Raw genomic sequence first — 26,918 nt, 5'->3', positions numbered from 1 at the left:
TTGATTAAAGCAAACAATCAGTCGTTTTTCTATTTCAATTAATGGCAATTCTTCTATAAAACGTTTAAAATGAACGATGTAATAAGAGCTCAGTTAAGGAAAGTAAGGTTTCTTTTGCTGTGCCATCAGGCAATTGTTGAATATCAGTGATTGCTTTGTTGGTTACTTTTTTAGCAAAAGCTTGTGCTTCTGTAACGCCATGATAGTCATTGACTAGCGCCGCAACTTCAGCTGCCTCTTCTAAGGTAATGGCGCGTCCTTTATCCAAATAAGGGCTGAATACGTCAGGTGCTGCTTGATAAGCGAAGAGAAGGGGTAACGTATAAACACCTTGTGACAAGTCTTCTAAAGCGGGCTTTTTCAAGGTTTCCGTGTCGGCAGTATAATCTAAAATATCGTCATAGACTTGAAAAGCAATGCCAATATGACGGCCAATTCGTTTAGCTAAACGTTGGACTTCTTTTGAACTATGACCGAAATAGGCCCCTTCAAGACAGCTTAGTGAAAAAAGTTCGGCTGTTTTGCCGTTGACACTTCTTAAATAAGCAGGAATCGACATGCGGCGGTCAAATCGATGACTCATTTGATCGAGTTCACCAAGTAATAACCGTTTCATTCCTTGTGCATTGATTTTCATAAATTCAGAGCCATTCATGGCATCTGCAATCAAAGTAAAGAATTCAGTGAATAGTAAATCACCTGTGTAAACAGCCACGTCTTTACCATATTGTGATTGAATAGTCACAGCGCCTCGGCGCAATGGAGAATCGTCAATAATGTCATCGTGAATCAACGTAGCCATATGTAGGATTTCCAAAGATGCAGCTATTTTTAATAGTTGTTGTTTCTCTTGTTTTTCTTCATCACCCAGTTGAGCAAAAAGAAAGAAAAAAGCGGGGCGTAATAATTTGCCGCCAGAACGAGCCAAAGTTACTAAGGCTTCTTCAATGTCTTCGTTGCGTGTATGCAACGTTTGTTCAATTAATTCACATGTTTCCGTTAAAGAACGTTCAACGTCAGGAAACGACTTCCAAAATGTGTTCATAAATATACTACGATCCTTTCAGTGGTTCAATACTATTTGATTGTATACGAATTGGCGACAGAAATACAGTAATTAAGTTTTAAAAGTAACAAAGTTTGTAAAAAAGTAGCGGAGGGATAGTTTGAATCGAGAAATATTTTTTGAATTAGTAGAATTAAAAGCAAAAACAGCTAGTGTTTTGCCATTTTTGTTAGGAATTTGTTTTAGTTGGTACCAATATGGGCGGCTCCATGTCGGCTATGTTTTAATTTTTTTCATTGCGATGTTTATTTTCAATATGGCGGTCGATATTTTAGATAATTATAATGATTACCATCATGCCACAGAAGTTCATGATTATAAGGAAAAAACGAATATTATCGGTCGAGAAAATTTATCTTTGCCATTAATACGAAAAATGATTTTTTGGATGATTCTCGTTTCTGCTTTAATGGGGATTGGGTTGTCATTTATTGTCGGCTGGCCGTTATTAATTATGGGTCTTTATTGTTACTTAATTGGTATTTTTTATTCATCAGGACCGAAACCTTTATCCAGTCTACCATTAGGGGAAGTTTTCTCAGGATTTACAATGGGGTTCATGATTACCCTTATTTGTGTCTACATTAATACGTTTGAAGTTTTCAATTGGTCAGCAGCTAATTTATGGGGGATTTTCTTAGTCGCCTTACCTAACACTTGTTACATTGCTAACTTAATGTTAGCAAATAATATCTGTGACTTAGAGGAAGATGAAAATAACAAGAGATATACATTAGTTCATTACCTTGGCAAAGCAAGTTCTTTGAAATTATTCGTCGGATTAAATACAATAGCAATGTTAGCCATTTTGTTAGCTGTCGGTTTAGGATTGACGCCGCCAACAATGTTACTCATGCTTTTAACTTTACCTTTTGTACGGAAACAAACCCAAGCCTTACTGAAGGAACAAGTGAAGAGTAAAACATTTGTTTGTGCTGTGAAGATCTTAGCTGTGGGAGCAACTGCACAAGTGCTATTTTTTGCCATAGGTTTGTGGTGGCTGTAAATTTTTTATAGAGTGGAAGGGAATCAAAATGAATAAGAAACATGTTGTTATTTTAGGTGCTGGTTACGCAGGCTTAAAAACATTACGCGAATTACAAAAAGGCGCCAAAGACGTCGAAATTACTTTAGTGGATCGTAATAACTATCACTACGAAGCAACGGACTTGCATGAAGTTGCTGCTGGAACACAACCAGCTGAAAAAATCACATACAATATTATGGATGTTGTCGATGAAAAAATGACCACCTTTATCCAAGGAACAGTTAAAACAATTGATGCTGCAACACAAACAGTTGCTTTAGAAGATGGTCAAACAATCAATTATGATTACTTAGTTGTTTCTCTTGGGTTTGAATCAGAATCATTTGGTATCCCTGGTGTGCAAGAACATGCTCTACAAATGGTAGATGTGAAAACGGCTTTAAACGTGTATGAACATATCCAAGAACAAATGCGTCAATACAAAGCGACTCAAAACGAAGAATTCTTAAAAATTGTTGTCTGCGGAGCAGGCTTTACAGGGATTGAATTATTAGGTTCTCTTGTTGAAAACAAACCAAAATTTGCTGAAATCGCAGGTGTCTCAGCAGATCAAATCCAAATTTATTGTGTCGAAGCAGTTACTCGCCTATTGCCGATGTTTAACGAAAAACTTGCGAACTATGGTGTGCAATTATTAAAAGATTCAGCTATTCATTTATTATTAGGTAAACCGATTAAAGAAATCAAACCAGGCGCAGTTGTTTATCAAGATAACGAAGCAGGCGACTTGGCAGAACTTTCTGCTAAAACAATTATTTGGACAACGGGTGTTAGTGGAAGCCACGTTGTAGGCGATTCTGGATTTGAAGCTCGTCGTGGTCGTGTCATGGTTCAACCAGATTTAACAGATGCGAACCATAGCAACGTCTATATTATTGGTGACTGCTCAGCAGTTATGGATACAGAAACTAATCGACCTTACCCAACGACAGCACAAATCGCCTTGAAAATGGGGGCGCATGCTGCTAAAAATATTCAAGCACAATTGAAAGGGGAAGCAACTAAACCTTTCAGCTTTAAATCACAAGGTTCTGTTTGTTCTGTCGGAAATACACGTGCTTTAGGAATTGTTGGTAAAACAGACATTAAAGGATACCCAGCTTCATTCATGAAAAAAATTATTATGAACAAAGCGCTCTTTGAAACAGGTGGTACCAAAGAAATGATGGCTAAAGGTCGTTTCGACTTATACCATTAAGAATCAGCAAAATAAGAAATAATGAGGTCGGGACAGAACCGTTTAGCTCCGAGAAATAAGAAGAAATTTCCGAAAATTGCTCTTTGATTTTTGGAGAATTTCGGCTTATTTCCGAAGGAGTTGGTTCTGTTCCCGCCGTTTATCAGTTTTTGAGCGTGGAGCAAAAATCCAAAGTGATTTTTGTCCCACGCTCATTTTTCTTAAATGAAAGTTTTTAAAAAATTTCCATGATTTTTCAAGTAAAATGAGGTGGGCACTTTTGTTCGATTCCATTTTTATGTATAATGAGAAGTGATGGAAAGAGGGAAGTTAAATGGCACAAAAAAGAGCAACAAATAAGAAAAAAAGTACGACAAAGAAAAAGACCAAAAAACAACAGCAACAACAAGAACGTTTAAATTATATGTTTCTTGGCCTGATTTTTATTTTATTCGGTGTCTTTGGACTCTTTCGCTTAGGGTTTTTAGGCACGTTATTAGCGAATTGTTTACGCTTAGTTGTAGGTAATACCTTTCCATTTGCAGCGATTTTACTAATCCTGTATGGCTTATTAGTCATGATTTATGGGAAAGATTTTCCGTTAAAAAGAGGGCGCCCTATTTTTGGGGCTGTTCTGATTTATATTAGTGTTTTGTTATTTTTCCATGCCTTTATGTTTCGAAATGTTAGTGGCAGTCAACCAGATATTTTAGGTAACACTTGGGAATTTTTGCAAAGCGATCTAAAAGCTAACCAAGTGACGCAAAACGTAGGGGGCGGTATGATTGGCGCACTGCTTTATCAAGGAACGTACTTTTTGGTGGCACAATTTGGTAGCTATTTAATTGCCACCTTGCTACTGTTAGCGGGTATTTTCTTGATGAGTATGTGGGATTTTCAGCAAATTGTTGATCATTTCCAAAGTATTCAAGATCGCCTAAGTCATGTTTCGGCAAAATCACAGGCGCGACAAGAAGAAAAAGAGGCGAAGCGAGCAGCGAAGAAAGAAGCCAAAGCTGCAGAACGCCAAGCAAAAATTGAAGCCGCTGCCCAACAAAAATTACAAGAGCGGGAACGCATGGAACAAGCGGCAGCCGAGCGCTTAACAAAAACACCTGTTGAAACCCACCAACCAATGGTGGAAGAACCGGCCGCACCAACGCCTGTTCAAATTGATTCGTTTCAACAGCAAAATCAGGCGATGCCTGTACCACCAATTGCAGCAACAAAACCGCAACGAGAGCAGGAAGAAGAGGCGGCAGATGAAGCTGGTGTTCTCGAATTTGAAATTTCTGAAGAAGCGGAAGATCGTGATTATCAACTACCACCAACTGATTTGTTAGATACAATTCAAGCAACGGATCAAAGTGGTGAATATGAAAAAATCGAAAAAAATATTGGCGTCTTAGAACAAACCTTCAAGAGTTTTGGTGTTGATGCTAAAGTAGTCAAAGCTAGTTTAGGACCATCTGTCACAAAATTTGAAGTTCAACCCGCTGTTGGGGTAAAAGTTAGCAAAATTGTTAACTTGACGGATGACATTGCTTTAGCGCTTGCGGCCAAAGACGTTCGTATGGAGGCTCCGATTCCTGGGAAATCACTAATCGGGATTGAAGTTCCTAATAGTGCAATTAGTACAGTATCCTTTAGAGATATTGTTGAGGCACAACCAAGTCATCCAGATAAACTATTAGAAGTACCTTTAGGTCGAGATATTTCAGGGATGGTTCAAACTGCAGATCTATCAAAAATGCCGCATTTATTAATTGCGGGATCGACAGGGAGTGGGAAATCGGTTGCTATCAATGGCATCATCACAGGTATTTTGATGCAAGCGAAACCTCATGAAGTAAAATTAATGATGATTGACCCGAAAATGGTAGAATTGAATGTGTATAACGGGATTCCTCATTTATTAACGCCAGTGGTTACTAATCCGAGAAAAGCAGCACAAGCCCTGCAAAAAGTAGTTCAAGAAATGGAATTTCGTTATGAAAAATTTGCAGCAACAGGCGTCCGAAATATCACTGGTTACAATCAACTAATTCAACAGAAAAATGCGGAAGATGGCGAAAATCGTCCAATTCTACCATTTATTGTTGTCATTGTTGATGAGTTAGCTGATTTAATGATGGTGGCAAGTAACGAAGTAGAAGATGCGATTATCCGTTTAGCCCAAATGGCACGGGCAGCAGGTATTCATATGATTTTAGCGACACAACGGCCAAGTGTGGATGTCATTACAGGAATCATCAAAGCAAATGTCCCTTCTCGAATGGCTTTTGCGGTCTCAAGTGGGACAGACTCGCGTACCATTATTGATACCAACGGGGCGGAGAAACTATTAGGTCGAGGCGATATGCTCTTCTTACCAATGGGAGAAAATAAACCAATTCGTATCCAAGGGGCCTTTATCTCTGATCAAGAAGTCGAACGAGTGGTTGCGTTTGTAACGGATCAACAAGAAGCTGAATATCAAGAAAGCATGATGCCAACAGATGAACCGACCACTTCAGGCGGTGGCGAAGCTCCTCAAGATGAGTTGTTTGAAGAAGCGAAAAACTTGGTGGTTGAAATGCAAACAGCTAGTATTTCATTGCTACAAAGACGTTTTAGAATTGGCTATAATCGTGCGGCTCGCTTAGTAGATGAATTGGAAGCACACGGAGTTATTGGACCATCAGAAGGTAGCAAACCAAGAAAAGTCTTTCTACAAGCGGAATCAGAAGAGGCAGCAACCGAGACGCCAGAACAATAAACAAAAGAACAAAAATAGATAAATTTATCTATTTTTGTTCTTTTTTTATAATTTCAGCAAAGCATCATGTTATAATCATCATTTTCTGGTAAAATAGAAAAGAATAGTGCGGTTGGGAGGGAGCGTATCATGAGAAGAAAGAGCGTGCTTTATTTAGAAGTAGCAGATCAGATTAAAGAAGATATTTTGAGTGGCAAGTATCCAGTAGGAACGTTTTTACCAACAGAAACAGAATTGGAAGAGATGTTTAACGTTAGTAAAATTACGATTCGGCGGGCAATCGAAATGTTAGCAACAGAAGAATTTGTTGAGAAAAAAAGTGGCCGGGGCACAACTGTGTTAAGCAATCGTCCCTATAATAAACTATCAAAAGCAGGGACATTCACTGAATTTTTGAATGAATCAGGTCAGAAAGTAACTAAAAAAGTTTTACAAGTTGAAAACTTGACGTTGTCAAAAGAGATGCCGGCTTATCAATTTTTAGGAGAAGAAGTGGTTCACCTTTCACGGTTATATTTAATCGATGAACAACCCTATATTTATTTTAATTACTATTTGCCAGCTGCCATGAAAGACGTATCATTGACTGAATACAAAGAAGAATCCTTGTATCGTTTGATGGATCGACATGCCATTGAAATTTATAAATTTGAAGACCGTTTTGAAGTTGCAACTTTGACAGAAGCAGAGCAAAAGATGTTGCAAACAACTGAAACAACGGGCTTAAAAAGAATTCGGCGTTCGTTAAGCCCAACAGGTCGTTGCGTAGAATATTCAGAAGCTATTTATAATACGAAGATTCATCCTTATGTGATTGAATATGAAGCATAACTTTTAAAAGAATAACAGTGCACTTACAGTAATGTAAGTTCATTGTTATTCTTTTCTATTGTCGTTTTTTTTCGTTTTCGATACACTAAATGAGTGAGAAGAATAGGAGTGGAAAATATGTTAGAAGTACAAAATTTGAAAAAAGTTTACGGAAACGAAATTAAATATGAAGCTTTAAAAGGGATTAATTTAACTGTCCAAGATGGTGAATTTATTGGTATTATGGGACCTTCTGGAAGTGGGAAAAGTACACTTTTAAATTTATTGGCAACAATCGATAGTCCAACAGACGGTGAAATACTTTTAAATGGAAAAAATCCAAACAATTTGAATCAAGAACAAATTGCTAAATTCCGTCGTACAGAATTAGGATTTGTTTTTCAAAGCTTTAATTTAATGCCAACATTAACTGTTGAAGAAAATATTATTTTGCCATTGACACTTGATGGAGAAAAAGTCTCTGTAATGAAACGACAATTAGCAGAATTAAGTGAGCGTTTAGGTATCAATCATCTGTTGAAAAAACGAATTGCAGAAATTTCTGGTGGACAAGCACAACGGGTCGCCGTTGCTCGGGCAATGATTCATCATCCACAATTATTATTGGCTGATGAACCAACAGGAAACTTAGATACGAAATCATCTAAGGATGTGATGGGCTTGTTACAACAATTAAACGAAGAAGAAGCGGCGACTATTTTAATGGTAACCCATGATCCGCTAGCCGCAAGTTATTGCAAGCGCATCGTCTTTATTAAAGATGGTGAATTAATTGATGAAATTGTCCAAAATGGCAATCAAAAAGAGTTCTACGATTTAATCATGGTGAAACTGGCTGAGATTGAAGGTGTCGATAATGAATTTTAATCAGTTTGTTATAAGAAACACGATTCGAAATAAGCATTTATACTTGGCTTATTTCCTAAGTACAATGTTTTCTGTGATGATCTTTTTTACGTTCACTGGTTTTGTCTTTCACCCAGCCTTAGCTAATGGTTTAAATCCTAAAGCACAAATGGGAATGACGGCTGCGGCTATTATAATCTATGGTTTCTCTTTCTTATTCGTTTTATACTCGATGGATGTCTTTATCCAATCTCGGAAAAAAGAGTTTGGAACCTTGATGATTCAAGGGATGAGTCCAAAACAGTTAAAGAAAATGATTTTTATTGAAAACTTAGTGATTGGTTTCTTTGCTACAATTTTTGGTAGCATTTTAGGTGTTGGATTTTCACAGTTTATTTTATGGATTAGCAATTTATTGATGCATCTAGGTTTAGGTTTTTATTTGCCAGTGATGCCGTTTATCATTACTGTCATTTCATTTGCGGTCTTGTTCTTAGTAATTTCTTTCTTTATTCAATTCCGCTTGCCAAAAGCGACACTTCAAGAGCTATTAAAAGCAGGGGAAATGGGTAAAGGTGAAATCAAAAGCTCTAAAGTTAAATCTTTCTTAGCCGTGTTGCTTTTAGTTGTCGGTTACGGAATTGCTTTAGTTGCTAAGGGACAGTTGGTTTTAATGGTGATGTTCCCAGTAATTTTCTTAGTTATTTTAGGGACAAAATTCTTATTTGACCAATTGAGTGTTTCTGTCATTGAACGTTTAAAACGGAAACCAAAAATCTTTTGGAAAAAAACCAATATGGTTGTTTTATCAGATTTGGCTTTCCGCATGAAAGATAATGCACGTTCGTTCTTCTTGGTTTCGGTGATTTCAACGGTCGCTTTTGCTGCCATTGGAACGTTATACGGCGTGAACGAGATGATTTTTAAAGGAATAAGTTCTGTACCGTACGAACTAACATTGTCTGATTCGACCAACCCAGAAAATCAAGAAATGAAACAATTTGCGACAAAAACATTCCAAGAAAAAAATATTCAGTTTGATCAGATTGATTACACAATGTACAAAACAAGTGCCGGTATCCAATTAATCAAAACATCTGAATATAATAAACTCGCAAAATTTATAGATGAACCAACTTTAACAGGTGAGAAAGTAGTTAATTTATCACAAAAAGATGCTCCTTCTGCTGCATCAGTAGATGTCAAATCTGTTCAATTGGGAAATGATCAAGTTTTAAACATTGATAAAACAGAAGAAACCAATGTATTACCGACTTTTGGCGGTGTGGTTGTTATCCCAGATAGTACTTCAACAGATGGAATTAAAGAGGAAACAGAAACGATTTGGCAACCAAAAGAAGGCACAGATAAAGAAACCTTAATTGATGCTGAAAATATTATTGGTGAAAAATACCCAATGTTACTAGGAACCGCGGCTACAGTTGCAGGTATTACGCAATTTTATACGCCAGTTCTTTTTGTCGGACTATTTATCGGTATCGTGTTCTTTGTTTCGGCGGGTAGTTTCTTATACTTCCGTTTATACAGTGATATGAATACGGACGTTGAAAAATTCAAGATGATTTACAAACTTGGCTTGACGAAAAAAGAATTGAAGAAAATGATTTACCAACAAGTAGGTATTTTATTCTTTACCCCAATTGTTGTTTCATTTATTCATGGAGCTGTTGCTTTGAAAGCAATGTATGCTGTCTTAGATCAGCCAATGCAATTAGCTGGCTGGGAAGTTTTAGGCGTTTTCTTATTGATTCAGGTCGTTTACTATTTAATTGCCAGAACGTTCTACTTCAAAAAAGTTTATCACTTAGTGAAAGATTAATTATAAAAAATCGTTAAGCATGCACGCTTAACGATTTTTTTGAGACTCTTCGTGATATTGCATTCAAAGTGAGAATACGTTATAGTTATGAAGCGAATGTAATAGCAGAAATGAGGAAAAGAAATGCAGAAAGAATCCATTTATGGACTGACGAGAGAACAGCTTGTGGACTGGTTTTTAGCCCATGGCGAGAAGAAATTTCGCGCAACACAAGTGTGGGAATGGTTGTATACAAAACGTGTTGCTTCATTTAGTGAAATGTCGAACATTCCTAAATCGTTGATGACTTTATTAGAAGAAAATTTTTCATTAAATCCATTAAAACAAGTCATTGTGCAAGAAGCACAAGATGGTACTGTGAAATATTTATTTGAATTACCAGATAAAAATATGATTGAAACAGTCTTGATGCGTCAAGAATATGGATTATCTGTTTGTGTGACCACTCAAGTTGGCTGCAATATTGGGTGTACATTTTGTGCTAGTGGGCTATTAAAAAAACAAAGAGATTTAACTGCTGGCGAGATTGTTGCCCAAATTATGTGGGTGCAACATTATTTCGATGAACGTGGGTTGGATGAACGTGTTAGCCATGTCGTTGTGATGGGAATTGGTGAACCATTTGATAATTACGCCAATGTCATGAACTTTTTACGAACGATTAATGATGATAAAGGTTTGGCCATTGGTGCCCGCCATATTACAGTTTCAACAAGTGGTTTAGTGCCAAAAATTCGTGAATTTGCAGACAGTGGACTACAAGTAAACTTAGCAATCTCATTACATGCTCCTAACAACGAAGTCCGTACATCAATTATGCGGATTAATCGTAGTTTTCCAATTGAAAAATTAATGGCAGCAATTGATGAATACATTGAAAAAACCAACCGACGTGTTACATTTGAATATATTATGTTGAGTCAAGTGAACGACCGACCAGAACATGCTCAACAATTAGCAGATTTACTACGGAATAAGAAAAAACTTTCTTATGTTAATCTGATTCCGTATAACCCAGTGAGTGAACACGATCAATATAGCCGAAGCTCTAAAGAAGCGGTATTAAAATTTTATGATGTACTCAAAAAGAATGGCATCAATTGTGTTATTCGTAAAGAGCACGGAACAGATATTGATGCGGCTTGCGGACAATTACGCAGCAAACAAATGAAAAAAGAAAAAGTCGAAAACCAATAACGTAGTTAAAATCGGATCAAAAAGGTTTCTTTTTGATCCGATTTTTTATTTATTTAATGAAAAATCGTAAATTTCTCAATTCTTGTTTATAAACAAAAGATGAATGCTCTAAAACTTTTATGACAAATTTTCTTTTTGTGGTTTTCAAACTTGAAATTCTAAAAGAAATAGCTATACTGAAAAGAGATCGTTACAGAATTTTTCATGAAAACAGCTATTATTTTCGTTATTTTTTCAAGAAAGTGGAAATTTTGTTACGCTTGTTTATTTTAGATGAAATGAGGGAGTCTATGGAGAAAAAGCAATTAAAAAGAGAGATAACAACGTTTGGTGCGTTATCCACGGTAATGGGTACGGTGATTGGCGCTGGTGTTTTCTTTAAAGCTGCGAGTGTCGTTGGACACGCACAGTCAGCTAGTTTAGCTATTTTTGCTTGGGTGTTAGGTGGTGCCTTAACCATTTGTGCAGGATTAACCAGCGCCGAACTTGCTACAGCAATCCCTGAAACAGGTGGCGCAGTGAAGTATATTGAATATACATATGGTAAATTAGCTGGTTTTCTTTTAGGGTGGGCACAAAGTATCATTTATTATCCTGCCAACATTTCGGCGTTATCCATTATTTTTAGTACACAACTAATCAATTTGTTTCATTTATCGGCAAATTTATTGATCCCGATTGCCATTCTTGCGGGAACTAGTATCACCGTAATTAATTTATTAGGAACAAAAATTGCTTCTTTGGTCCAATCAACGACATTGGTAGTAAAACTGATTCCAATTGCCTTGATTTCTTTAGTGGGGTTATTTACTCCAGGACAAGTAGCTGTTTCGCTTTTTCCGATTGAAACAACAGCGAATACTGGCTTTTTAGTTGCTTTTAGTGGCGCCTTAGTTGCTACCATGTTTGCTTATGATGGCTGGCTAGGTGTGGGTAACGTGGCTGGTGAAATGAAGCGACCAGAAAGAGACTTGCCTAAAGCCATTATTTTTGGTTTGTTATTGATTACTTTAATTTATGCTTTAATTAATTTTGTGTTTCTAAAAACATTACCAATTGAGCAAATCGCTGGGAATTTGAATGCAGCTTCTGATGCTTCTGTGGCTATTTTTGGACCAATTGGTGGCAAAATCGTAACTATTGGGATTTTAATCTCTGTATATGGTGCGTTAAACGGCTACACAATGACAGGGATTCGGATTCCTTATGCCTTAGCCTTAGATAATCTGATGCCTTTTACTCGTCAGTTTCAAAAGTTGTCTAAACGCTTTGTTGTTCCTTACGTTGCTGGAATTTTCCAGTTAGCTGTAGCCATTATCATGATGTTTTTCGGGACCTTCGATTTATTGACGGATATGTTAGTTTTTGTTATGTGGCTGTTTAATCTATTAATTTTCTTAGCCGTTTTTATTTTAAGAAAACGAGAACCTGAATTAAAACGACCGTATAAAGTTCCTGGCTATCCAATTATTCCAATTATCGCAAGTCTAGGTGGTATCTTTATCTTGGTTACAACGAGTATTACACAGCCTATTCTAGCATTGATTGGTATAGGAATTACGCTTCTAGGAATTCCAGTTTATTTAGTTAATAAACAAAAAACGAAGCCAAAAATGTAAACGATCCGATCTGATTCTCATAGTTTTTCTCAAAAATTTTGTGATTCAGAGAAATTTTTGAAAACTAAACGCAAAATTTTTTTAGTATAATACTAAGTGTCTAGTAGTTCCACTATTTTGGGGAAGATAGATGGACAGCGCAAACTTCAAAAAAGAACCTTCATCTTATTGGTGAAGGTTCTTTTTTTTGCTGAAATCATAAAATAAATGCGTAGTTTATTAGTGAGAGGAGGAAATGAATGACTGAAAATGTAAAAAAATTGGCCCATCAATTAATTGAATGGGGCGTCCTTCATGGGGCACAAGACGTTTATTTTTTACCCAATGATACCGAAATAGCTATCTCTTTTCGGACAGGGATGCAACGGACACCTTACACACAAGTTTCCGCAGAAATAGGCGAAAAGTTAATTTTCCACTTTAAATTTATAGGCGGCATGGATGTCGGAGAAAGACGAAAAGCACAATTAGGCGCGACAACTTATCTAATTGGCGAGATGAAGCAACGCTTGCGTTTATCATCTGTGGGAGATTTTCAGAATCGAGAGAGCTTAGTGATTCGTTTTTTGCACCGATTCGGTGAACAAGCTGAACATTTTTTCTTTCCCCACCAGCTAAATGAAATTGAAGCATCTTGTCAGAAACGAGGACTTTATTTATTCAGTGGGCCAGTTGGTTCCGGGAAAACAACAACCATGTATCGTGTGGCTAAACAAAGAAGTGGCGAACAACAAGTGATAGCGATTGAGGATCCTGTTGAAATTGAGGAAAAACAGTTTTTACAGTTGCAAACAAATGAAAAAATTCAGTTAACGTACGAAGCCTTGATAAAAGTTTGCTTGCGCCATCATCCTGATATTTTGATTATTGGTGAAATTCGTGATGGCGAGACGGCTCAAGCAGTTATTCGAGCCGCCTTAACGGGTCATACTATTTTTGCGACAATTCACGCCCGTAACTTATTGGGGGTGCAACGGCGTTTGATAGAATTAGGTGGCCCAGAGCATGAATTGGCCGAATGCTTGCAAGGTATCATTTATCAACAGATTTTGACAACCACGATTAATAAGGAACAAGTAGCGGGAATTCTTTATGATTATTTCTTCTTTAAGGAAGCCGTTATAAAGAGTAGTTGGCAAAAGAATCTAAGAAAGGCGTGGGCGTATGGGTTTATTACAGAAAAAACGTATTTTCAAGCCATCGAATAAATTAACGAAAAAACAACAGCAGCTTTTTCTGAAACTATTAGCGGATTTGCTTGCAAATGGTTTTAATATACAAGAAAGTTTTTCCTTCATGAAAAAATCAAACGCATTACCCCAGCACAGTATAACTTTTTTAGTTGAAGGCTTTTCCTCAGGCGTTGCCTTACAAGCTTTAGTCGAAGAATTAGGATTTTCAACAATGGTCTCGGCACAATTGTCGTTTGCTACTGCACACGGGGATTTGGTAGGGACACTACAAGCGATTTCCGAACATTTTTTTCAAACGGAAAAATATCGGCAACAGTTCTATAAAATAATTAGTTATCCGCTGCTCCTGATTGTTTTTTTGATTCTCGTCATTGTTGGTATTCGGCAATTTTTATTGCCCAAATTAATGGAAAATGATGCCAATAGTTATTCTAAAAATATTGGGATTCTTCTGATTGTTTACAGTCCATATATTCTGGTTACCTTAGTTTTTGTCCTCTCATTTAGTTTCTTCATTTTAAACCGTTATTTGAAGCATCAGTCTGCTATTCAGCGGGCCTTCGTATATCTGAAACTGCCAATTATCCGTGGCCTTTATCGGGAATACGTCAGTGCTTTTTTTGCACTAGAATGGGGGAAGTTGCTTGCGCAAGGATTAGAAATGAAAGAAGTCATCGATTTGATGCGCCATACAACCAATTACCCCTTAATGAAAGAATTAGCTGGAGCAATTAGTGAAGGTCTGCTAGTTGGTGAAACCTTACATAGACAATTAGCTGCTTATCCTTTTTTTACAAAAGCATTGGGTTTAATGATTCAACAAGGAGAAGTAAAAGGAAAATTAGGCAAGGAGTTGATGGTTTATAGTAATGTCTGTTTCCAAGGTTTTTTCAAAAAAATTGAACGAGTCATTACTCTTGTTCAACCATTTATTTTTATCATAATTGCTTGTTTAATTATCGGTGTTTATGGGGCAATGTTGCTGCCTATTTATGGCAATATGGAAGGAGTTTTATAATGAAAAAGAAACAAAAATACGCAGGTTTTACATTATTAGAAATGTTGATTGTCTTATTGATTATTTCCGTATTGATTTTACTTTTTGTTCCTAACTTAGCGAAACATAAAGAAACAGTTGATAAAAAAGGCAATGAAGCAATCGTAAAAATTGTAGAATCACAAATCGAGCTCTACACACTAGAAAAAAATAAGACGCCTTCCTTAAATGAATTAGTCAACGAAGGCTACATTACTAAAGAGCAGTTAGATAAATATACAGCAGAAAAGCAATGAACAAGTCAGCAGGATTCACATTAATGGAAACACTTGCTAGTTTAACGATTGTTTGCTTTATGACTATGCTCCCAACACTCGCTATTCACCGCTGGCAAGAAACATTAAAAATTGAACAGTTTCTTGCTACGGTAGAAAAACAACTTCGTTTTGCGCAACAGCAAGCAATTGTTTTAGAGGAAACACAAGAAGTTTGGTTTTTTGAAGAACAACAAAGCTTTTCATTTCCTGATAAATTGAACCAATCAGCTCGAAGGACTTCGCTAGCTGTACCTGAAAAAATGACAGTGAGTGGCCCAAGCAAACTCAGTTTTCTTCATTCGTCAGGGAACAATGGCCGTTTAGTGAAATATATTTTTACTTGGACTGAAAAGAAACAGCAACTTATTTTACAATTTCAGATGGGGAGTGGCAAATATACGAAGAAAATTAACTATTTATAGCGGTTTTATTTTATTAGAGAGTCTCGTTAGTTTTAGTATTGTATGTGTGGTAGCAGGGATATTCTCCCTGACTATTACACAATTAATTCAGCAAAATTATCAACGGGAGCAAGAATTAACGCGCACTCGTCTTGGATACGAAGCAATTTTATTTTTAGAGCAGACGGGTGATTTACGTTTCAAAGAGCGGATATATCAAGCAGAAACTTACCGATTTTTTTTGATGGAGAACGAGGGAAGAAGGATACTAAAAGTCACAGATTCAAGAGGAGCGATTTTGATTGGTGAATAAAAAATATGCGGGTTTTACGATGTTAGAGTGTTTAGTGGCACTAGTCGTTTTAAGTTGTATGTGTCAATTGTTTCAGTTGATGATTCAACAAAGTTTTATCGGAAATCAATATTTGAAAAACAATGATTCGAAATCCTGGCATATTTTTTTAATTCAATTAGAAAAAGAATGTCAAAAGCTCGTTTTCCAAACAGGCTCTGCGCAAGAGATTTCTTTCCTCGACTCAGAAACAAACAAGACTATTTCAATTCAAATCAAAGAAGATAAAATTATTAAGCGAGTCAATGGTAAAGGCTACCAACCGCTGTTAATTGGTATCAAAAATGGCCAGTTTAAAAATGAAGGACAATCGTTTACTTTGGAAGTTACTTTTACTTCTGGAAAAACATTTGATAGTTTTTTTCCAATAAAGGGAGAATTTTAATGAGGCAAAAATATTCAGGAAACTTATTGTTCACGGCCATGGCATTTGTTTATTTGATGAGTTTTCTCGCCCTTCAGTTACTAGAAGAACGTCAGTTAACACAAAAATTTACGCAAGCTACCCAGGAATACTATGCAGGGAAAAGTATCCTTCATTTATTTCTTGCAGATGTTAAACAAAATAGACGAAAGTTAAAAACAGACGAAAGGCTCGTATACGCGCAGGTGACCCTCGATTATACATACAAAAATGAACAATTAAGAATAACTGTTTTATTAAACAAATCTGGTCGAAAATACCAATATCAAGAGAGAGTTTCTCATCAAAAAAAAGCGGAAACAATACTGGAATAGCGTTGTTTTTCTACAAATTATTAGATTTTAGAAGAAAGACAGTAAAGGCATTGATTATTCTTTCTTTTTTCGTTAAAATAAAACAGGTATGGAAGTTGTTACATTTTGAATAGAATAGAGGTGCTAATTTGTTCCCAGAAAAAATTGAAGAGGCTTTCGAGCCAATGGAACAAGCAATCCAGTTATTGCAACAGTCATTGGATACTTCTTTTTTAGATGCGTATATTGAAAATGGTGAAAATATTTTAGATGATTTTCAAGTACGAGTACTTGACGGAGTACCTAATCCAGAGACAGTGAAACAATTAGAAACGCTGTATCATACGATTAAAAAAATTGATTTAGCTCCTGAAGATGTGCGACGCTTGTCCCAATTACTTTTGTTAAAAGGAACGAGAAAAGAGCAGCTTCAAGCAAATCATCAATTGACGCCAGACGGTATTGGCTTTTTGTTTGTTTATTTAGTAGAACAATTAACAAATAAATCAGAGCCATTAAAAATTTTAGATCCTGCTTCAGGAATGGGAAATTTACTGTTAACGGTTCTGCTGAACCTTGAAACAGCTGGTTACAAAGTTTCTGGTTATGGTGTGGATATCGACGAAACACTTCTGGCAGTATCTTCTGTGAACAATGCTTGGTCACAAGCCAATATTCAGTTGTTCCATCAAGACGGATTGCAAGATTTGTTATTGGATCCAGTTGATTTAGCATTAAGTGACTTGCCGATTGGCTATTATCCAAATGATGAGCGAGCAAAGGGATTTGCTGCTGCTGCTGAGGAAGGCCATAGTTATGCGCATCATTTATTAATGGAACAAGCCATGAAATACGTGAAGCCAGCAGGGTTTGGCTTATTCTTAATCCCAACCAATATTTTAGAGACTGAGCAAAGTGAATTCTTTAAAAATTGGTTGACAAAAAATGTCTATTTACAAGGAATGATACAGTTACCTGATGAATTGTTTAAGTCAGAACAATCACGTAAAAGTATCTTGCTTGTTCAAAACAAGGGTGCAGATGCTGAGCAAGTGAAGGAAGTTTTGTTAGCAAAACTTGCCTCTTTGAAAGATATCAATAAAGTAACGGAGTTCTTTAAACAATTTGAAGCTTGGAAAGCTTCAAATTTAAAATAAAATAGTAACGAAGAGGAGAAAATTATGTCTAAAACAATTGCAATTAATGCAGGTAGTTCAAGTTTAAAATGGCAATTATACCAAATGCCAAATGAAGAAGTGATCGCTAAAGGAATCGTTGAACGTATTGGCTTAAAAGATTCTATCTTCACAATTAAATATGGTGAAGGACAAAAATATGAAGTAATTGTTGATATTGATAACCATGAAGTGGCAGTAAAAATGTTACTAGACCAATTAATCGACTTAAACATTTTAGGTTCTTATGATGAAATTACTGGTGTTGGTCACCGTGTAGTTGCTGGTGGAGAAGAATTTAAAGATTCTGTTGTTATTACAGACGAAGTATTAGAAAAAATTGAAGCTTTATCTGAATTAGCACCTTTACACAACCCAGCGAATGCGATGGGGATTAAAGCATTTAAACATATCTTACCAGAAATCATTAGCGTGGCAGTCTTTGATACGTCGTTCCACACAACAATGCCAGAACACAACTATTTATATAGTGTACCGCGTGAATACTATGAAAAATTTGCTGCTCGTAAATATGGGGCACATGGAACAAGTCATCGTTATGTCTCTCAACGTGCTGCAGAAATGCTAGGTCGTCCAATTGAAGACTTAAAAATTATCACTTGTCACTTAGGAAATGGTGCTTCAATCACTGCAGTTGATGGTGGTAAATCAGTCGATACATCAATGGGCTTCACTCCTCTTGCTGGTGTTACAATGGGGACTCGTTCAGGGGATGTTGATGCGTCACTATTGCCTTATTTAATGACAAAACTTGGCTTGACTGATGTGCAAGACATGGTTGATATTTTAAACAAAAAATCTGGTCTATTAGGTTTAACAAATGGTTTATCAAGCGACATGCGCGATATTCAATCAAACTTAGATAAACCTGAAGTTCAAACAGCATACAACATTTTTATCGATCGTATTCGTAAATACATTGGTAGCTATGTCACTGTTATGAATGGCGTTGATGCGATTGTCTTTACTGCTGGAATCGGTGAAAATGCAGTTGGCGTTCGTAAAGATATTATTGATGGAATGACTTGGTTTGGTTGTGAAATCGATGATGATAAAAATAATGTACACGGTGAAGAAGCAGTTATCTCAACTGATGATTCAAAAATCAAGCTTCTATTAGTACCAACTGACGAAGAGTTAATGATTGCCCGTGACGTAGAACGTCTAAAATAATTAAACGAACACACCTACACCTTGTGAGACACTCTCACAAGGTGTGTTTAATAGGTCAATAAAGAGAAACTGAGCCAACTATCAAAAGTGATAGTTGGCTCAGTTTCTTCTTATTTTTTATTTTTCTTCATTTTTTGGTAATTTGTTGTCTAAATCCGTCCGTACAACGAGAACATCGCAGCTAGCGTTACGGATAACTGATTCAGAGACAGAGCCAATAAATAAACGCTCAACGGCATTTAATCCAGTTGCTCCTAACATAATTAAATCAATGTTGTATTCTTTTGGTAATTCTTTGGCAATAATGTTCTTAGGAGAACCATAGGCTAGAACGCTAGAGACTTTTGTTTGTCCCATATCCACCGCTTGTTGTTGGTAGGTGTCTAAGGTTTCTTTTGCCATTGACATTGCTTCTTCTGCTAGCGCACCATCAAAAGAGGACACTGATTGGAAAGAGCGCGTATCAACAACATGTGCTAATAGTAATTCAGCATCGTTTCGTTTAGCGACGTTGACCGCTTTTTTAAAGGCTAAGTCTGCTTCGTCAGAACCATCGATTGCTATCATAATTTTTTGATATTGTTGTAACATAATAACCGCTCCTTTCAGCGTAAAAAAAATCATTAATTGTTTCTATAATAATTGTAAAACAAATAAAGAAAAAAAGAAACTGAAACCGCTTCTTTTTTTCTGAATATTGGCATTTTTTTGTAAAAAAAGAGGTCGGGATAGAAGCGTTTAACTCCGAGAAATAAGAAGGGATTTCCGAAAATTGTTCTTTAATTTTTGGAGAATTCCGGCTTATTTCCGAAGGAGTTGCTTCTGTTCCCGCCGTTTATCAGTTTTTGAGCGTGGAGCAAAAATCCAAAGTGATTTTTGTCCCACGCTCTTTAAATTCATCGTCTTTTATGACATTTTTTTTGCAAAAGTTAAACTAAACAACGTTGAAAGTAATAAAACAAAAAAGATAAAACCAATTGACAATAACGGGCGATTAAAAATAGCCGCTAGAACACCTAGAATGGCGATAATCAAGTAATAACGCCCAAAACGTTCGATAAACTGTTGACTTTCTGTTGCAGTTTCTTTTTTTAAGAGTGGTAAAAAAGCTGCACTTTTCTTCATCAAATAATAACTGGCTACGCCTGTGACAACGGCGAGTAGTAGTACGAGTATACGAATCATCTTGTCCTCCAAAAAAAAACAACTTGCCAGAGCAAATTGTTTAGAAATCTTCATAAAAATGGTAAAATCCGTCGATGCCGGTAATCGTCCTAGAGTATTGAACCCGCAAGATAAGCAGGTGGGTTCCTCGATCGCAGTATTGAACTACCAAAAGAAAAGGCATGTTACCAACTTTGATACAAGCAGGATCCCTAGATATCAATAAAAATGTTCGGTCAACACAGTGAAAGGACAACGCGTACATCACAGATTTACCATCTTTATAATAGCATACTCTCTCAAAATCGGCAACGAGATTGTTTCTTTTTTTGAAAGCGTATTATTTTGTTATTTTTTCTGTTTCCATTCTTGGATACGCTTGAGTTGCTGATGTAAGGCTTGTTCATATTTACCAATATCAATCGGTTCGTAATAACGTGCCTCTTTTAATTTGTCAGGTAAGTATTGCTGATTGACCCAACCGTTTTCAAAATTATGTGGATATTGATAACCAATACCACGGTTTAATTCTTTGGCTCCAGCATAGTGGGCATCACGCAAATGATCAGGAACGTCTCCCACAGAGCCTTGTCGAATATCTGCCAAAGCAGCATCAATCGCTGTGACTGCAGAATTTGATTTTGGTGATAAACATAAATCAATGACGACACTGGCTAGAGGAATTCTAGCTTCTGGAAACCCTAGCTTTTCGGCGGCTTGAACAGCGGTGACTGTCCGAGCAGCGGCCGCAGGATTCCCAAGACCGATATCCTCGTAAGCAATGACCATTAAACGACGACAAATAATCGGTAAATCACCTGCTTCAACTAAGCGACCCAAATAATGAAGTGCAGCATCTACATCGCTTCCTCGAATTGACTTTTGGAAAGCGGAAATCACGTCATAATGGGCATCGCCATCTTTATCATGGGTTAAGGCTTTTCGTTGCACGCACTCTTCAATAATCGGTAAGGTGATCTTAATTTCGCCTTGTTCATTTTTGGGTGTTGATTTAACAGCTAATTCTAGTCCATTTAGCGCACTACGTAAGTCACCGTTCGTTGCGCGTGTCAAATGTTGTAATGCTTTTTCTTCTAAGTGGACGGGATAATCACCTAAGCCACGTGTGCTATCGGTTAAGGCTTCTTGAATCGCTTGCTGAATGTCTGTTTCTGTTAAGGGCTTTACTTCAAAAATTTGCGTGCGACTACGAATCGCAGGGTTAATTGTAATATATGGATTTTCGGTAGTGGCTCCAATCATAATAATTCGTCCGTTTTCTAAATGAGGGAGCAAAAAATCTTGTTTTGTTTTATCTAATCGGTGAATTTCATCAAGCAGTAAAATCACTGTGCCACTCATTTTGGCTTCTTCAGCAACGATTTGTAAATCTTTTTTAGTGTCTGTGGCCGCGTTCAACATGCGAAAGGCATAATTTGTTGAACCAGCGATTGCGCTGGCAATACTGGTTTTTCCAGTGCCAGGCGGCCCATAAAGAATCATCGATGAAAGCATTTTGGCTTCGACCATCCGACGAATAATTTTACCAGGGCCGACTAAATGTTGTTGACCAACTACTTCGTCTAAGTGACGAGGTCGCATTCGATAGGCTAAAGGTTGTTGCATAAAAGGACCTCCTTTTTCATAATCATCTTATTATAACATAAAGAACGTACATTCGCTTTTTGGTGGTTTTTTGGGTTTTAGATGGATATAGCGGAAGGTTTCGTGTATGATAGGGAGTGGTGAAAGAAATGAAAGAAACGATAAATATCTTTAACAAAAAAACAACTGAAGAAGTGGCACAATACTTGTTAGGGATGTATTTAGAGCACGAAACAGCAACAGGCGTTTTAGGTGGGTACATTGTGGATGCAGAAGCTTATTTAGGTCCTGATGATGAGGCGGCCCATAGCTTTGGCTTGAGAAAAACGCCACGCTTACAAGCTATGTATGACAAACCAGGCACGATTTATTTATATACTATGCACACGCATTTAATTTTAAATATGGTGACACAAGAACAAGGCAAACCACAAGGGGTGATGATCCGCGCGATTGAACCTGTTGAAGGTGTCGACAAAATGATTGAAAATCGCCAAGGACGTCAAGGCGTGGAATTGACCAATGGACCAGGTAAATTAGTTGCAGCCTTAGGAATTGATAAGCAATTATATGGGCAGTCGATTTTTTCTAGTTCGTTACGGCTCGTGCCAGAAAAACGAAAATTTCCGAAAAAAATTGAGGCACTACCACGAATTGGGATTCCCAATAAAGGTCGTTGGACAGAGTTGCCTTTAAGATACGTCGTGGCTGGCAATCCATATATTTCTAAACAAAAAAGAACAGCAGTAGACCAAATAGATTTTGGCTGGAAGGATGAAGAAAATGAAAAAAGCAACAATGCTCACATACTTAGAGGAACAACTTGAAAAACACTTAGCAGATTACGAAGTAGGACTTGATTGGGATCGTAAAAACCATACCATCGAAGTTATTGTTCGTTTATATGCAGAAAACAATGAGCAAGTGGCGATTGATGATGTTGATGGTACGCTTTCAGAAGAAGAATTCATTGAATTTGAAGATGGTTTGTTATTTTACAATCCACAAAAGTCAGTCGTTGATGATGAAGATTATTTAGTCACAATTCCTTATGAAGGAAAGAAAGGGCTACGCAAAGCAGTTTTAGACGGATTCATTCACTACTTAAAAGTGGTTTTAGATGAAGGGCAAAGTGATTTGTTAGACTTTTTATCAGATGAAACAGCGGAAGTTTTTGAATTGCATTGGGAGCCAGCAGATTTTGAAGCGATGATTAAAAAAGTGGCAGAAACAGAAAAAGAACAATGGATTGCGTATCCAAGTTATTAATTTAGAGGTGAGAACATGAAGTGGACAGAAGTAAAAGTAGAAACGGCTAGCGAAGCAGTTGAAGCAATTTCAAACATTATGATGGAAGCTGGCGCAAGTGGTGTGGCCATTGAAGATGCGTTGGACATTGAAAATTTTGAAAGTGATCTGTATGGGGAAATTTTAGATAAAGAGCAATTCACCCACATTAAAGAAGGGGCGATTGTGATGGCTTATTTTCCTGAAACAACCTTCTTACCAGAAATTTTACCATTTATGAAAGAAAATATTTTACGCTTGCCTGAGTACGGCTTATCCATTGGTAAAAACGAAATGACAATTAGTGAAGTAGCAGAAAGCGACTGGGCAACAGCTTGGAAAAAATATTATCATCCTGTCCGTGTCACACGATTCTTAACGATTGTGCCAAGTTGGGAAGCCTATCACGCGCAAGATGAAGCAGAAAAAATTATCACATTGGATCCGGGGATGGCGTTCGGTACAGGCACGCATCCAACGACTCGTTTAACCTTGCAAGCTTTAGAAACTGTTTTACGTGGTGGCGAAACAGTTCTAGATGTAGGAACGGGTTCTGGTGTTTTGAGTATTGCAAGTCGCTATTTAGGGGCTAAAGACGTCTACGCATATGATTTAGATGAAGTAGCAGTTGCAGCGGCAAAAGAAAATATGGATTTAAATCCCATTGCGGCCGATGTTCATGTGTCAGCCAATGATTTACTAAAAGGGATTGACCATTCTGCTGATGTAATCGTCGCAAATATTTTGGCAGATATTATTGTGTTAATGATTGAAGATGCTTGGCGTTTGCTAAAACAAGACGGTACCTTCATTATTTCTGGAATTATTGAAGATAAAAAAGCAATGGTTTTAGAAGCACTAACGAAAGTCGGTTTTGTGGTGGACCAACTCTTTAATCAAGGCGATTGGTATGCGATTATCTTGAAGAAACCAGAGGAAGAGTAAAATGCAACGGTATTTCATGAAAGAAGATTATCAAGAAAAAGATTTGTATAAAGTCGCAGATGAAAACTATCATCATATTGTGCGAGTTATGCGAATGACACCGAATGATCGTTGTTATTTAGTATTTCAAAATAAAACTGCCATTTTAGCTGAGATTGTGGAAATTGATTCAACATCTGTTTACTTTAAAGAAATTAGTAAAGAAGAAATGGACAAAGAATTGCCAATTGAAGTGACGATTGCGTGTGGATTACCAAAAGGGGACAAGTTAGAATGGATTGTTCAAAAAGGCACGGAGCTAGGTGGCAATCAGTTTATCGGCTTTCCTGCGAAAACTTCCGTTGTCAAATGGGACCACAAAAAAAGAGCAGCCAAAGAAAAAAGATTACAAAAAATTGCCACAGAAGCGGCGGAGCAATCGCATCGGCAGCAGACACCAAGTGTTTCTTTGGTGGAAAAAACACAAGAAATCATTGCGCAATTTGACACATATGACACAGTCTTGGTTGCGTATGAAGAATCAGCAAAACAAGGAGAAAAAAGTCAATTAGCACAAGTATTATCCACTTGCCAGCCAGGCGCACGTTTGTGTGTGCTCTTTGGACCTGAAGGTGGCTTTGCACCGCAAGAAATTGAACAATTTCTGCAGTCTGGGGCGAAACTTTGCGGGTTGGGTCCGAGAATTTTACGAGCAGAAACAGCACCGTTGTATCTTTTAAGTGCAGTTAGCTACCAAATGGAACTTTTAAATTAAACGAAAGCCCGCCTGTAAAATTCTTGTAGGCATTCTCTTTGAATAAACAGAGAGTAAAAAAGCGACAGTGATTGAAATTTAAGGGAAATTTAGTATAATAGAGTTGTTGAAAGTGCTACTGTTTCAAGTGGTACTTTTCTTTTTTATTAAAATAGATAAAACGTGAACGAAGTGTTCTTTATCCAAAGGTCACCTTCATAGAGGAGTGAATACCATGCCAAAAGAAGAAATACTGACAGGCCCAGCGGTCATCAAAATTGTAAGTACCTATATGGGACCAGAACATGTTGAGTTGGTTCAAAAAGCATTAACTTATGCTGAGAAAGCACACGAAGGTCAAGTCCGACAATCAGGTGAACCTTACATCATCCATCCGATTCAAGTGGCAGGCATTCTGGCTGAATTACATATGGATCCCCATACTGTAGCAACAGGATTTTTACATGATGTTGTCGAAGATACGGACGTAACACTGGACGATTTAAAAGAAGAATTTGGCGAAGACATCGCAATGTTAGTCGATGGCGTGACGAAACTAGGAAAAATTAAATATAAATCTCATGAAGAACAATTAGCTGAAAATCATCGAAAAATGTTATTGGCAATGGCGCAAGATTTACGGGTTATTATGGTGAAACTAGCCGATCGTTTGCACAATATGCGCACATTAAAACATTTACGTGAAGATAAGCAACGACGGATTGCACAAGAAACTTTAGAAATTTATGCGCCTTTAGCACATCGCTTAGGGATTAGTCGAATTAAATGGGAATTAGAAGATACGGCCCTACGTTATATTAACCCCAACCAATACTATCGAATTGTTAATTTGATGCAAAGCAAACGCGATGAACGTGAAGCTTATGTGGCAGAAGCAGTCGAAGATATTCGTTTAGCTACGGAAGATTTAGAAATTTACGCAGAAATATATGGTCGACCAAAACATATTTATTCAATCTATCGTAAAATGAAGGACCAAAAGAAACAGTTTAATGAAATCTATGACTTATTAGCCATTCGTGTTATTGTCGATTCCATTAAAGATTGCTATGCCGTGTTAGGGGCGATTCATACACGTTGGACACCAATGCCAGGTCGTTTTAAAGATTATATTGCTATGCCAAAAGCGAATATGTATCAATCTATCCATACGACAGTTATTGGGCCAAAAGGGAATCCAGTAGAGGTCCAAATTCGGACCCATGAGATGCACCAAATCGCCGAATTTGGGGTGGCGGCTCACTGGGCCTATAAAGAAGGCAAAGCGGAAAAAATTGAAACAGATGAACTGACGAAGCAAGTCGATTGGTTCCATGAAATTATTGAATTACAAGATGAAAGCTATGATGCTTCTGAATTTATGCAAGGTGTGAAAGAAGACATTTTTAGCGACAAAGTCTATGTCTTTACGCCAAGTGGAGATGTAACCGAACTGCCAAAAGGCTCCGGACCACTAGATTTTGCCTACAGCATTCATACTGAAATTGGGAATAAAACAACCGGTGCGAAGGTCAACGGCAAAATGGTACAGTTAGACTATGTCCTAAAAAATGGGGATATTATTGAAGTCCTAACATCACCGAATTCTTTCGGACCTAGTCGCGACTGGCTGAAAATGGTTAAAACAAGTAAAGCCAAAAATAAAATCAAACGTTTCTTTAAAGAACAAGACCGTGAAGATAATATTATTAAAGGGCATGATGCTGTCATTAAATACATGACAGAAATCGGCTTTACACCGAAAGAATTTTTAACGAAGAATAAAATGGCGGAAGTGCTAGATAAATTTAAATTTCAAACGGAAGATGATTTATTTGCGGCAGTAGGTTATGGCGAAGTAAGTGCGCAAGTAGTGTGCAATCGTTTAACAGAAAAAGAACGCCGCGAACAAGAGTTGGAACGTCAACGTCAAGAAGCAGAAGAGTTGTTAAATCAGCCAGCTAAAAAAGAATCAGAAAAAATGAAAGTTCGTCATGAAGGCGGCATCGTGATTCAAGGGGTGGACAACCTATTGATTCGTTTAAGCCGCTGTTGTAATCCAGTGCCTGGTGATGAAATCGTTGGTTACATTACCAAAGGACGTGGCGTTTCAATTCATCGTGCGGACTGTCCTAACGTACAACATCAAGAAGAACTAGCACAACGTCTAATTGAAGTTGAGTGGGAAGATACCGAGCACAGTCGCAAAGAATACGCTGCCGATTTGGAGATTTACGGCTATGATCGTAGTGGCTTACTAAGTGATGTTTTACAAGTCATTAGTTCAATGACAAAAAATTTAGTCGGTGTTGAAGCTCGTCCATCCAAAGATAAGATGGCCCAGATTCATGTCACTGTGAAAATTCAAAACCTTTCTCATTTAAAAACCATCGTTGACAAAATTAAAAGTGTACCAGATGTTTATAGTGTTCGTCGAACCAATGGGTAAGTGTTAA

26 protein-coding genes and 1 other RNA gene are annotated in these 26,918 nt (G+C 37.2%); 22 read left to right on the top strand and 5 right to left on the bottom strand.

Annotation, left to right across the window (positions count from 1 at the left end; genetic code table 11):
- Positions 1 to 64 precede the first annotated feature (64 nt).
- Positions 65 to 1,045 (bottom strand): polyprenyl synthetase family protein, encoded by a 981-nt coding sequence (locus tag AB3I34_RS04375; protein WP_002360015.1) that lies wholly within the window; start codon positions 1,043 to 1,045, stop codon positions 65 to 67.
- 121 nt (positions 1,046 to 1,166) lie between these two features.
- On the opposite strand from AB3I34_RS04375, the gene AB3I34_RS04370 reads away from it, so the two are divergent.
- From AB3I34_RS04370 to AB3I34_RS04290, 17 genes are all read left to right on the top strand, one after another.
- Positions 1,167 to 2,072: a prenyltransferase gene (locus AB3I34_RS04370; RefSeq protein ID WP_002360016.1), complete on the top strand. Its 906-nt coding sequence runs from the start codon at positions 1,167 to 1,169 to the stop codon at positions 2,070 to 2,072.
- Positions 2,073 to 2,100: 28 nt separating this feature from the next.
- A complete protein-coding gene (locus tag AB3I34_RS04365; RefSeq protein WP_002360017.1) occupies positions 2,101 to 3,312 on the top strand; it encodes an NAD(P)/FAD-dependent oxidoreductase in 1,212 nt (403 codons plus the stop codon).
- 313 nt (positions 3,313 to 3,625) lie between these two features.
- The gene (locus tag AB3I34_RS04360; RefSeq protein ID WP_002364367.1) at positions 3,626 to 6,049 is read left to right on the top strand and encodes a DNA translocase FtsK; all 2,424 of its coding nucleotides are present in this window, start codon (positions 3,626 to 3,628) and stop codon (positions 6,047 to 6,049) included.
- 129 nt (positions 6,050 to 6,178) lie between these two features.
- Positions 6,179 to 6,880 carry a GntR family transcriptional regulator gene (locus AB3I34_RS04355; RefSeq protein WP_002356983.1) on the top strand — a complete coding sequence of 234 codons (702 nt, stop codon included), beginning with the start codon at positions 6,179 to 6,181 and terminating at the stop codon, positions 6,878 to 6,880.
- A 117-nt stretch (positions 6,881 to 6,997) separates the two neighbouring features.
- On the top strand, positions 6,998 to 7,747 hold the full coding sequence (locus tag AB3I34_RS04350) for an ABC transporter ATP-binding protein (protein WP_002381711.1): 750 nt from the start codon (positions 6,998 to 7,000) through the stop codon (positions 7,745 to 7,747).
- The gene (locus AB3I34_RS04345) at positions 7,737 to 9,566 is read left to right on the top strand and encodes an ABC transporter permease (RefSeq protein WP_010712614.1); all 1,830 of its coding nucleotides are present in this window, start codon (positions 7,737 to 7,739) and stop codon (positions 9,564 to 9,566) included. The genes AB3I34_RS04350 and AB3I34_RS04345 overlap by 11 nt, the downstream gene beginning before the upstream one ends.
- Positions 9,567 to 9,689: 123 nt before the next feature.
- A complete protein-coding gene (rlmN, locus tag AB3I34_RS04340; protein ID WP_002377054.1) occupies positions 9,690 to 10,763 on the top strand; it encodes a 23S rRNA (adenine(2503)-C(2))-methyltransferase RlmN in 1,074 nt (357 codons plus the stop codon).
- Positions 10,764 to 11,053: 290 nt separating this feature from the next.
- On the top strand, positions 11,054 to 12,382 hold the full coding sequence (locus AB3I34_RS04335; protein WP_153873013.1) for an APC family permease: 1,329 nt from the start codon (positions 11,054 to 11,056) through the stop codon (positions 12,380 to 12,382).
- A 239-nt stretch (positions 12,383 to 12,621) separates the two neighbouring features.
- Positions 12,622 to 13,590, top strand: coding sequence for a competence type IV pilus ATPase ComGA (gene comGA, locus AB3I34_RS04330; RefSeq protein WP_010712613.1), 969 nt, complete (start codon positions 12,622 to 12,624; stop codon positions 13,588 to 13,590).
- Positions 13,547 to 14,593, top strand: coding sequence for a competence type IV pilus assembly protein ComGB (comGB, locus tag AB3I34_RS04325; protein WP_002377060.1), 1,047 nt, complete (start codon positions 13,547 to 13,549; stop codon positions 14,591 to 14,593). The genes comGA and comGB overlap by 44 nt, the downstream gene beginning before the upstream one ends.
- Positions 14,593 to 14,868 (top strand): competence type IV pilus major pilin ComGC, encoded by a 276-nt coding sequence (comGC, locus tag AB3I34_RS04320; RefSeq protein WP_002356991.1) that lies wholly within the window; start codon positions 14,593 to 14,595, stop codon positions 14,866 to 14,868. Before comGB ends, comGC begins: the two co-directional genes overlap by 1 nt.
- A complete protein-coding gene (comGD, locus tag AB3I34_RS04315) occupies positions 14,865 to 15,311 on the top strand; it encodes a competence type IV pilus minor pilin ComGD (protein ID WP_002366895.1) in 447 nt (148 codons plus the stop codon). The genes comGC and comGD overlap by 4 nt, the downstream gene beginning before the upstream one ends.
- A complete protein-coding gene (locus AB3I34_RS04310; RefSeq protein ID WP_085444167.1) occupies positions 15,277 to 15,603 on the top strand; it encodes a type II secretion system protein in 327 nt (108 codons plus the stop codon). Before comGD ends, AB3I34_RS04310 begins: the two co-directional genes overlap by 35 nt.
- Positions 15,593 to 16,027 (top strand): competence type IV pilus minor pilin ComGF, encoded by a 435-nt coding sequence (gene comGF, locus AB3I34_RS04305; RefSeq protein ID WP_002357060.1) that lies wholly within the window; start codon positions 15,593 to 15,595, stop codon positions 16,025 to 16,027. Before AB3I34_RS04310 ends, comGF begins: the two co-directional genes overlap by 11 nt.
- A complete protein-coding gene (comGG, locus tag AB3I34_RS04300; protein ID WP_002377063.1) occupies positions 16,027 to 16,380 on the top strand; it encodes a competence type IV pilus minor pilin ComGG in 354 nt (117 codons plus the stop codon). The genes comGF and comGG overlap by 1 nt, the downstream gene beginning before the upstream one ends.
- Positions 16,381 to 16,508: 128 nt before the next feature.
- The gene (locus AB3I34_RS04295; protein ID WP_002357063.1) at positions 16,509 to 17,516 is read left to right on the top strand and encodes a class I SAM-dependent methyltransferase; all 1,008 of its coding nucleotides are present in this window, start codon (positions 16,509 to 16,511) and stop codon (positions 17,514 to 17,516) included.
- A 24-nt stretch (positions 17,517 to 17,540) separates the two neighbouring features.
- Positions 17,541 to 18,728: an acetate/propionate family kinase gene (locus tag AB3I34_RS04290; RefSeq protein WP_002357064.1), complete on the top strand. Its 1,188-nt coding sequence runs from the start codon at positions 17,541 to 17,543 to the stop codon at positions 18,726 to 18,728.
- 117 nt (positions 18,729 to 18,845) lie between these two features.
- Here AB3I34_RS04290 and AB3I34_RS04285 read toward each other — a convergent pair whose 3' ends face one another.
- The 4 genes from AB3I34_RS04285 to AB3I34_RS04270 all read right to left on the bottom strand — a co-directional run bounded on the left by AB3I34_RS04285 (position 18,846) and on the right by AB3I34_RS04270 (position 21,518).
- The gene (locus AB3I34_RS04285; protein ID WP_002357065.1) at positions 18,846 to 19,319 is read right to left on the bottom strand and encodes a universal stress protein; all 474 of its coding nucleotides are present in this window, start codon (positions 19,317 to 19,319) and stop codon (positions 18,846 to 18,848) included.
- 315 nt (positions 19,320 to 19,634) lie between these two features.
- The gene (locus tag AB3I34_RS04280; protein WP_002357068.1) at positions 19,635 to 19,967 is read right to left on the bottom strand and encodes a hypothetical protein; all 333 of its coding nucleotides are present in this window, start codon (positions 19,965 to 19,967) and stop codon (positions 19,635 to 19,637) included.
- A 7-nt stretch (positions 19,968 to 19,974) separates the two neighbouring features.
- Positions 19,975 to 20,168, bottom strand: a non-coding RNA gene (ssrS, locus tag AB3I34_RS04275) — 6S RNA.
- A gap of 72 nt (positions 20,169 to 20,240) precedes the next feature.
- A complete protein-coding gene (locus AB3I34_RS04270; RefSeq protein ID WP_002360030.1) occupies positions 20,241 to 21,518 on the bottom strand; it encodes a replication-associated recombination protein A in 1,278 nt (425 codons plus the stop codon).
- A 128-nt stretch (positions 21,519 to 21,646) separates the two neighbouring features.
- Between AB3I34_RS04270 and AB3I34_RS04265 the strand changes: the two genes are divergently transcribed.
- From AB3I34_RS04265 to AB3I34_RS04245, 5 genes are all read left to right on the top strand, one after another.
- On the top strand, positions 21,647 to 22,324 hold the full coding sequence (locus tag AB3I34_RS04265; protein WP_010712600.1) for a DNA-3-methyladenine glycosylase: 678 nt from the start codon (positions 21,647 to 21,649) through the stop codon (positions 22,322 to 22,324).
- A complete protein-coding gene (locus AB3I34_RS04260; protein ID WP_010712599.1) occupies positions 22,281 to 22,766 on the top strand; it encodes a DUF3013 family protein in 486 nt (161 codons plus the stop codon). The genes AB3I34_RS04265 and AB3I34_RS04260 overlap by 44 nt, the downstream gene beginning before the upstream one ends.
- A 15-nt stretch (positions 22,767 to 22,781) precedes the next feature.
- Complete coding sequence (gene prmA / locus AB3I34_RS04255) at positions 22,782 to 23,729, top strand: 50S ribosomal protein L11 methyltransferase (protein WP_002357075.1); 948 nt, start codon at positions 22,782 to 22,784, stop codon at positions 23,727 to 23,729.
- A 1-nt stretch (position 23,730) separates the two neighbouring features.
- The gene (locus AB3I34_RS04250; RefSeq protein WP_010712598.1) at positions 23,731 to 24,483 is read left to right on the top strand and encodes a 16S rRNA (uracil(1498)-N(3))-methyltransferase; all 753 of its coding nucleotides are present in this window, start codon (positions 23,731 to 23,733) and stop codon (positions 24,481 to 24,483) included.
- Between the two features lie 214 nt (positions 24,484 to 24,697).
- The gene (locus AB3I34_RS04245) at positions 24,698 to 26,911 is read left to right on the top strand and encodes a bifunctional (p)ppGpp synthetase/guanosine-3',5'-bis(diphosphate) 3'-pyrophosphohydrolase (protein WP_002357079.1); all 2,214 of its coding nucleotides are present in this window, start codon (positions 24,698 to 24,700) and stop codon (positions 26,909 to 26,911) included.
- Positions 26,912 to 26,918 lie beyond the last annotated feature (7 nt).

Source organism: Enterococcus sp. C102(2024), from assembly GCF_040888205.1.
GTDB classification, from domain to species: domain Bacteria; phylum Bacillota; class Bacilli; order Lactobacillales; family Enterococcaceae; genus Enterococcus; species Enterococcus faecalis.
The sequence above is the reverse complement of the archived record's forward strand: the minus strand, read 5'-3'. Positions and strand labels throughout refer to the sequence as shown.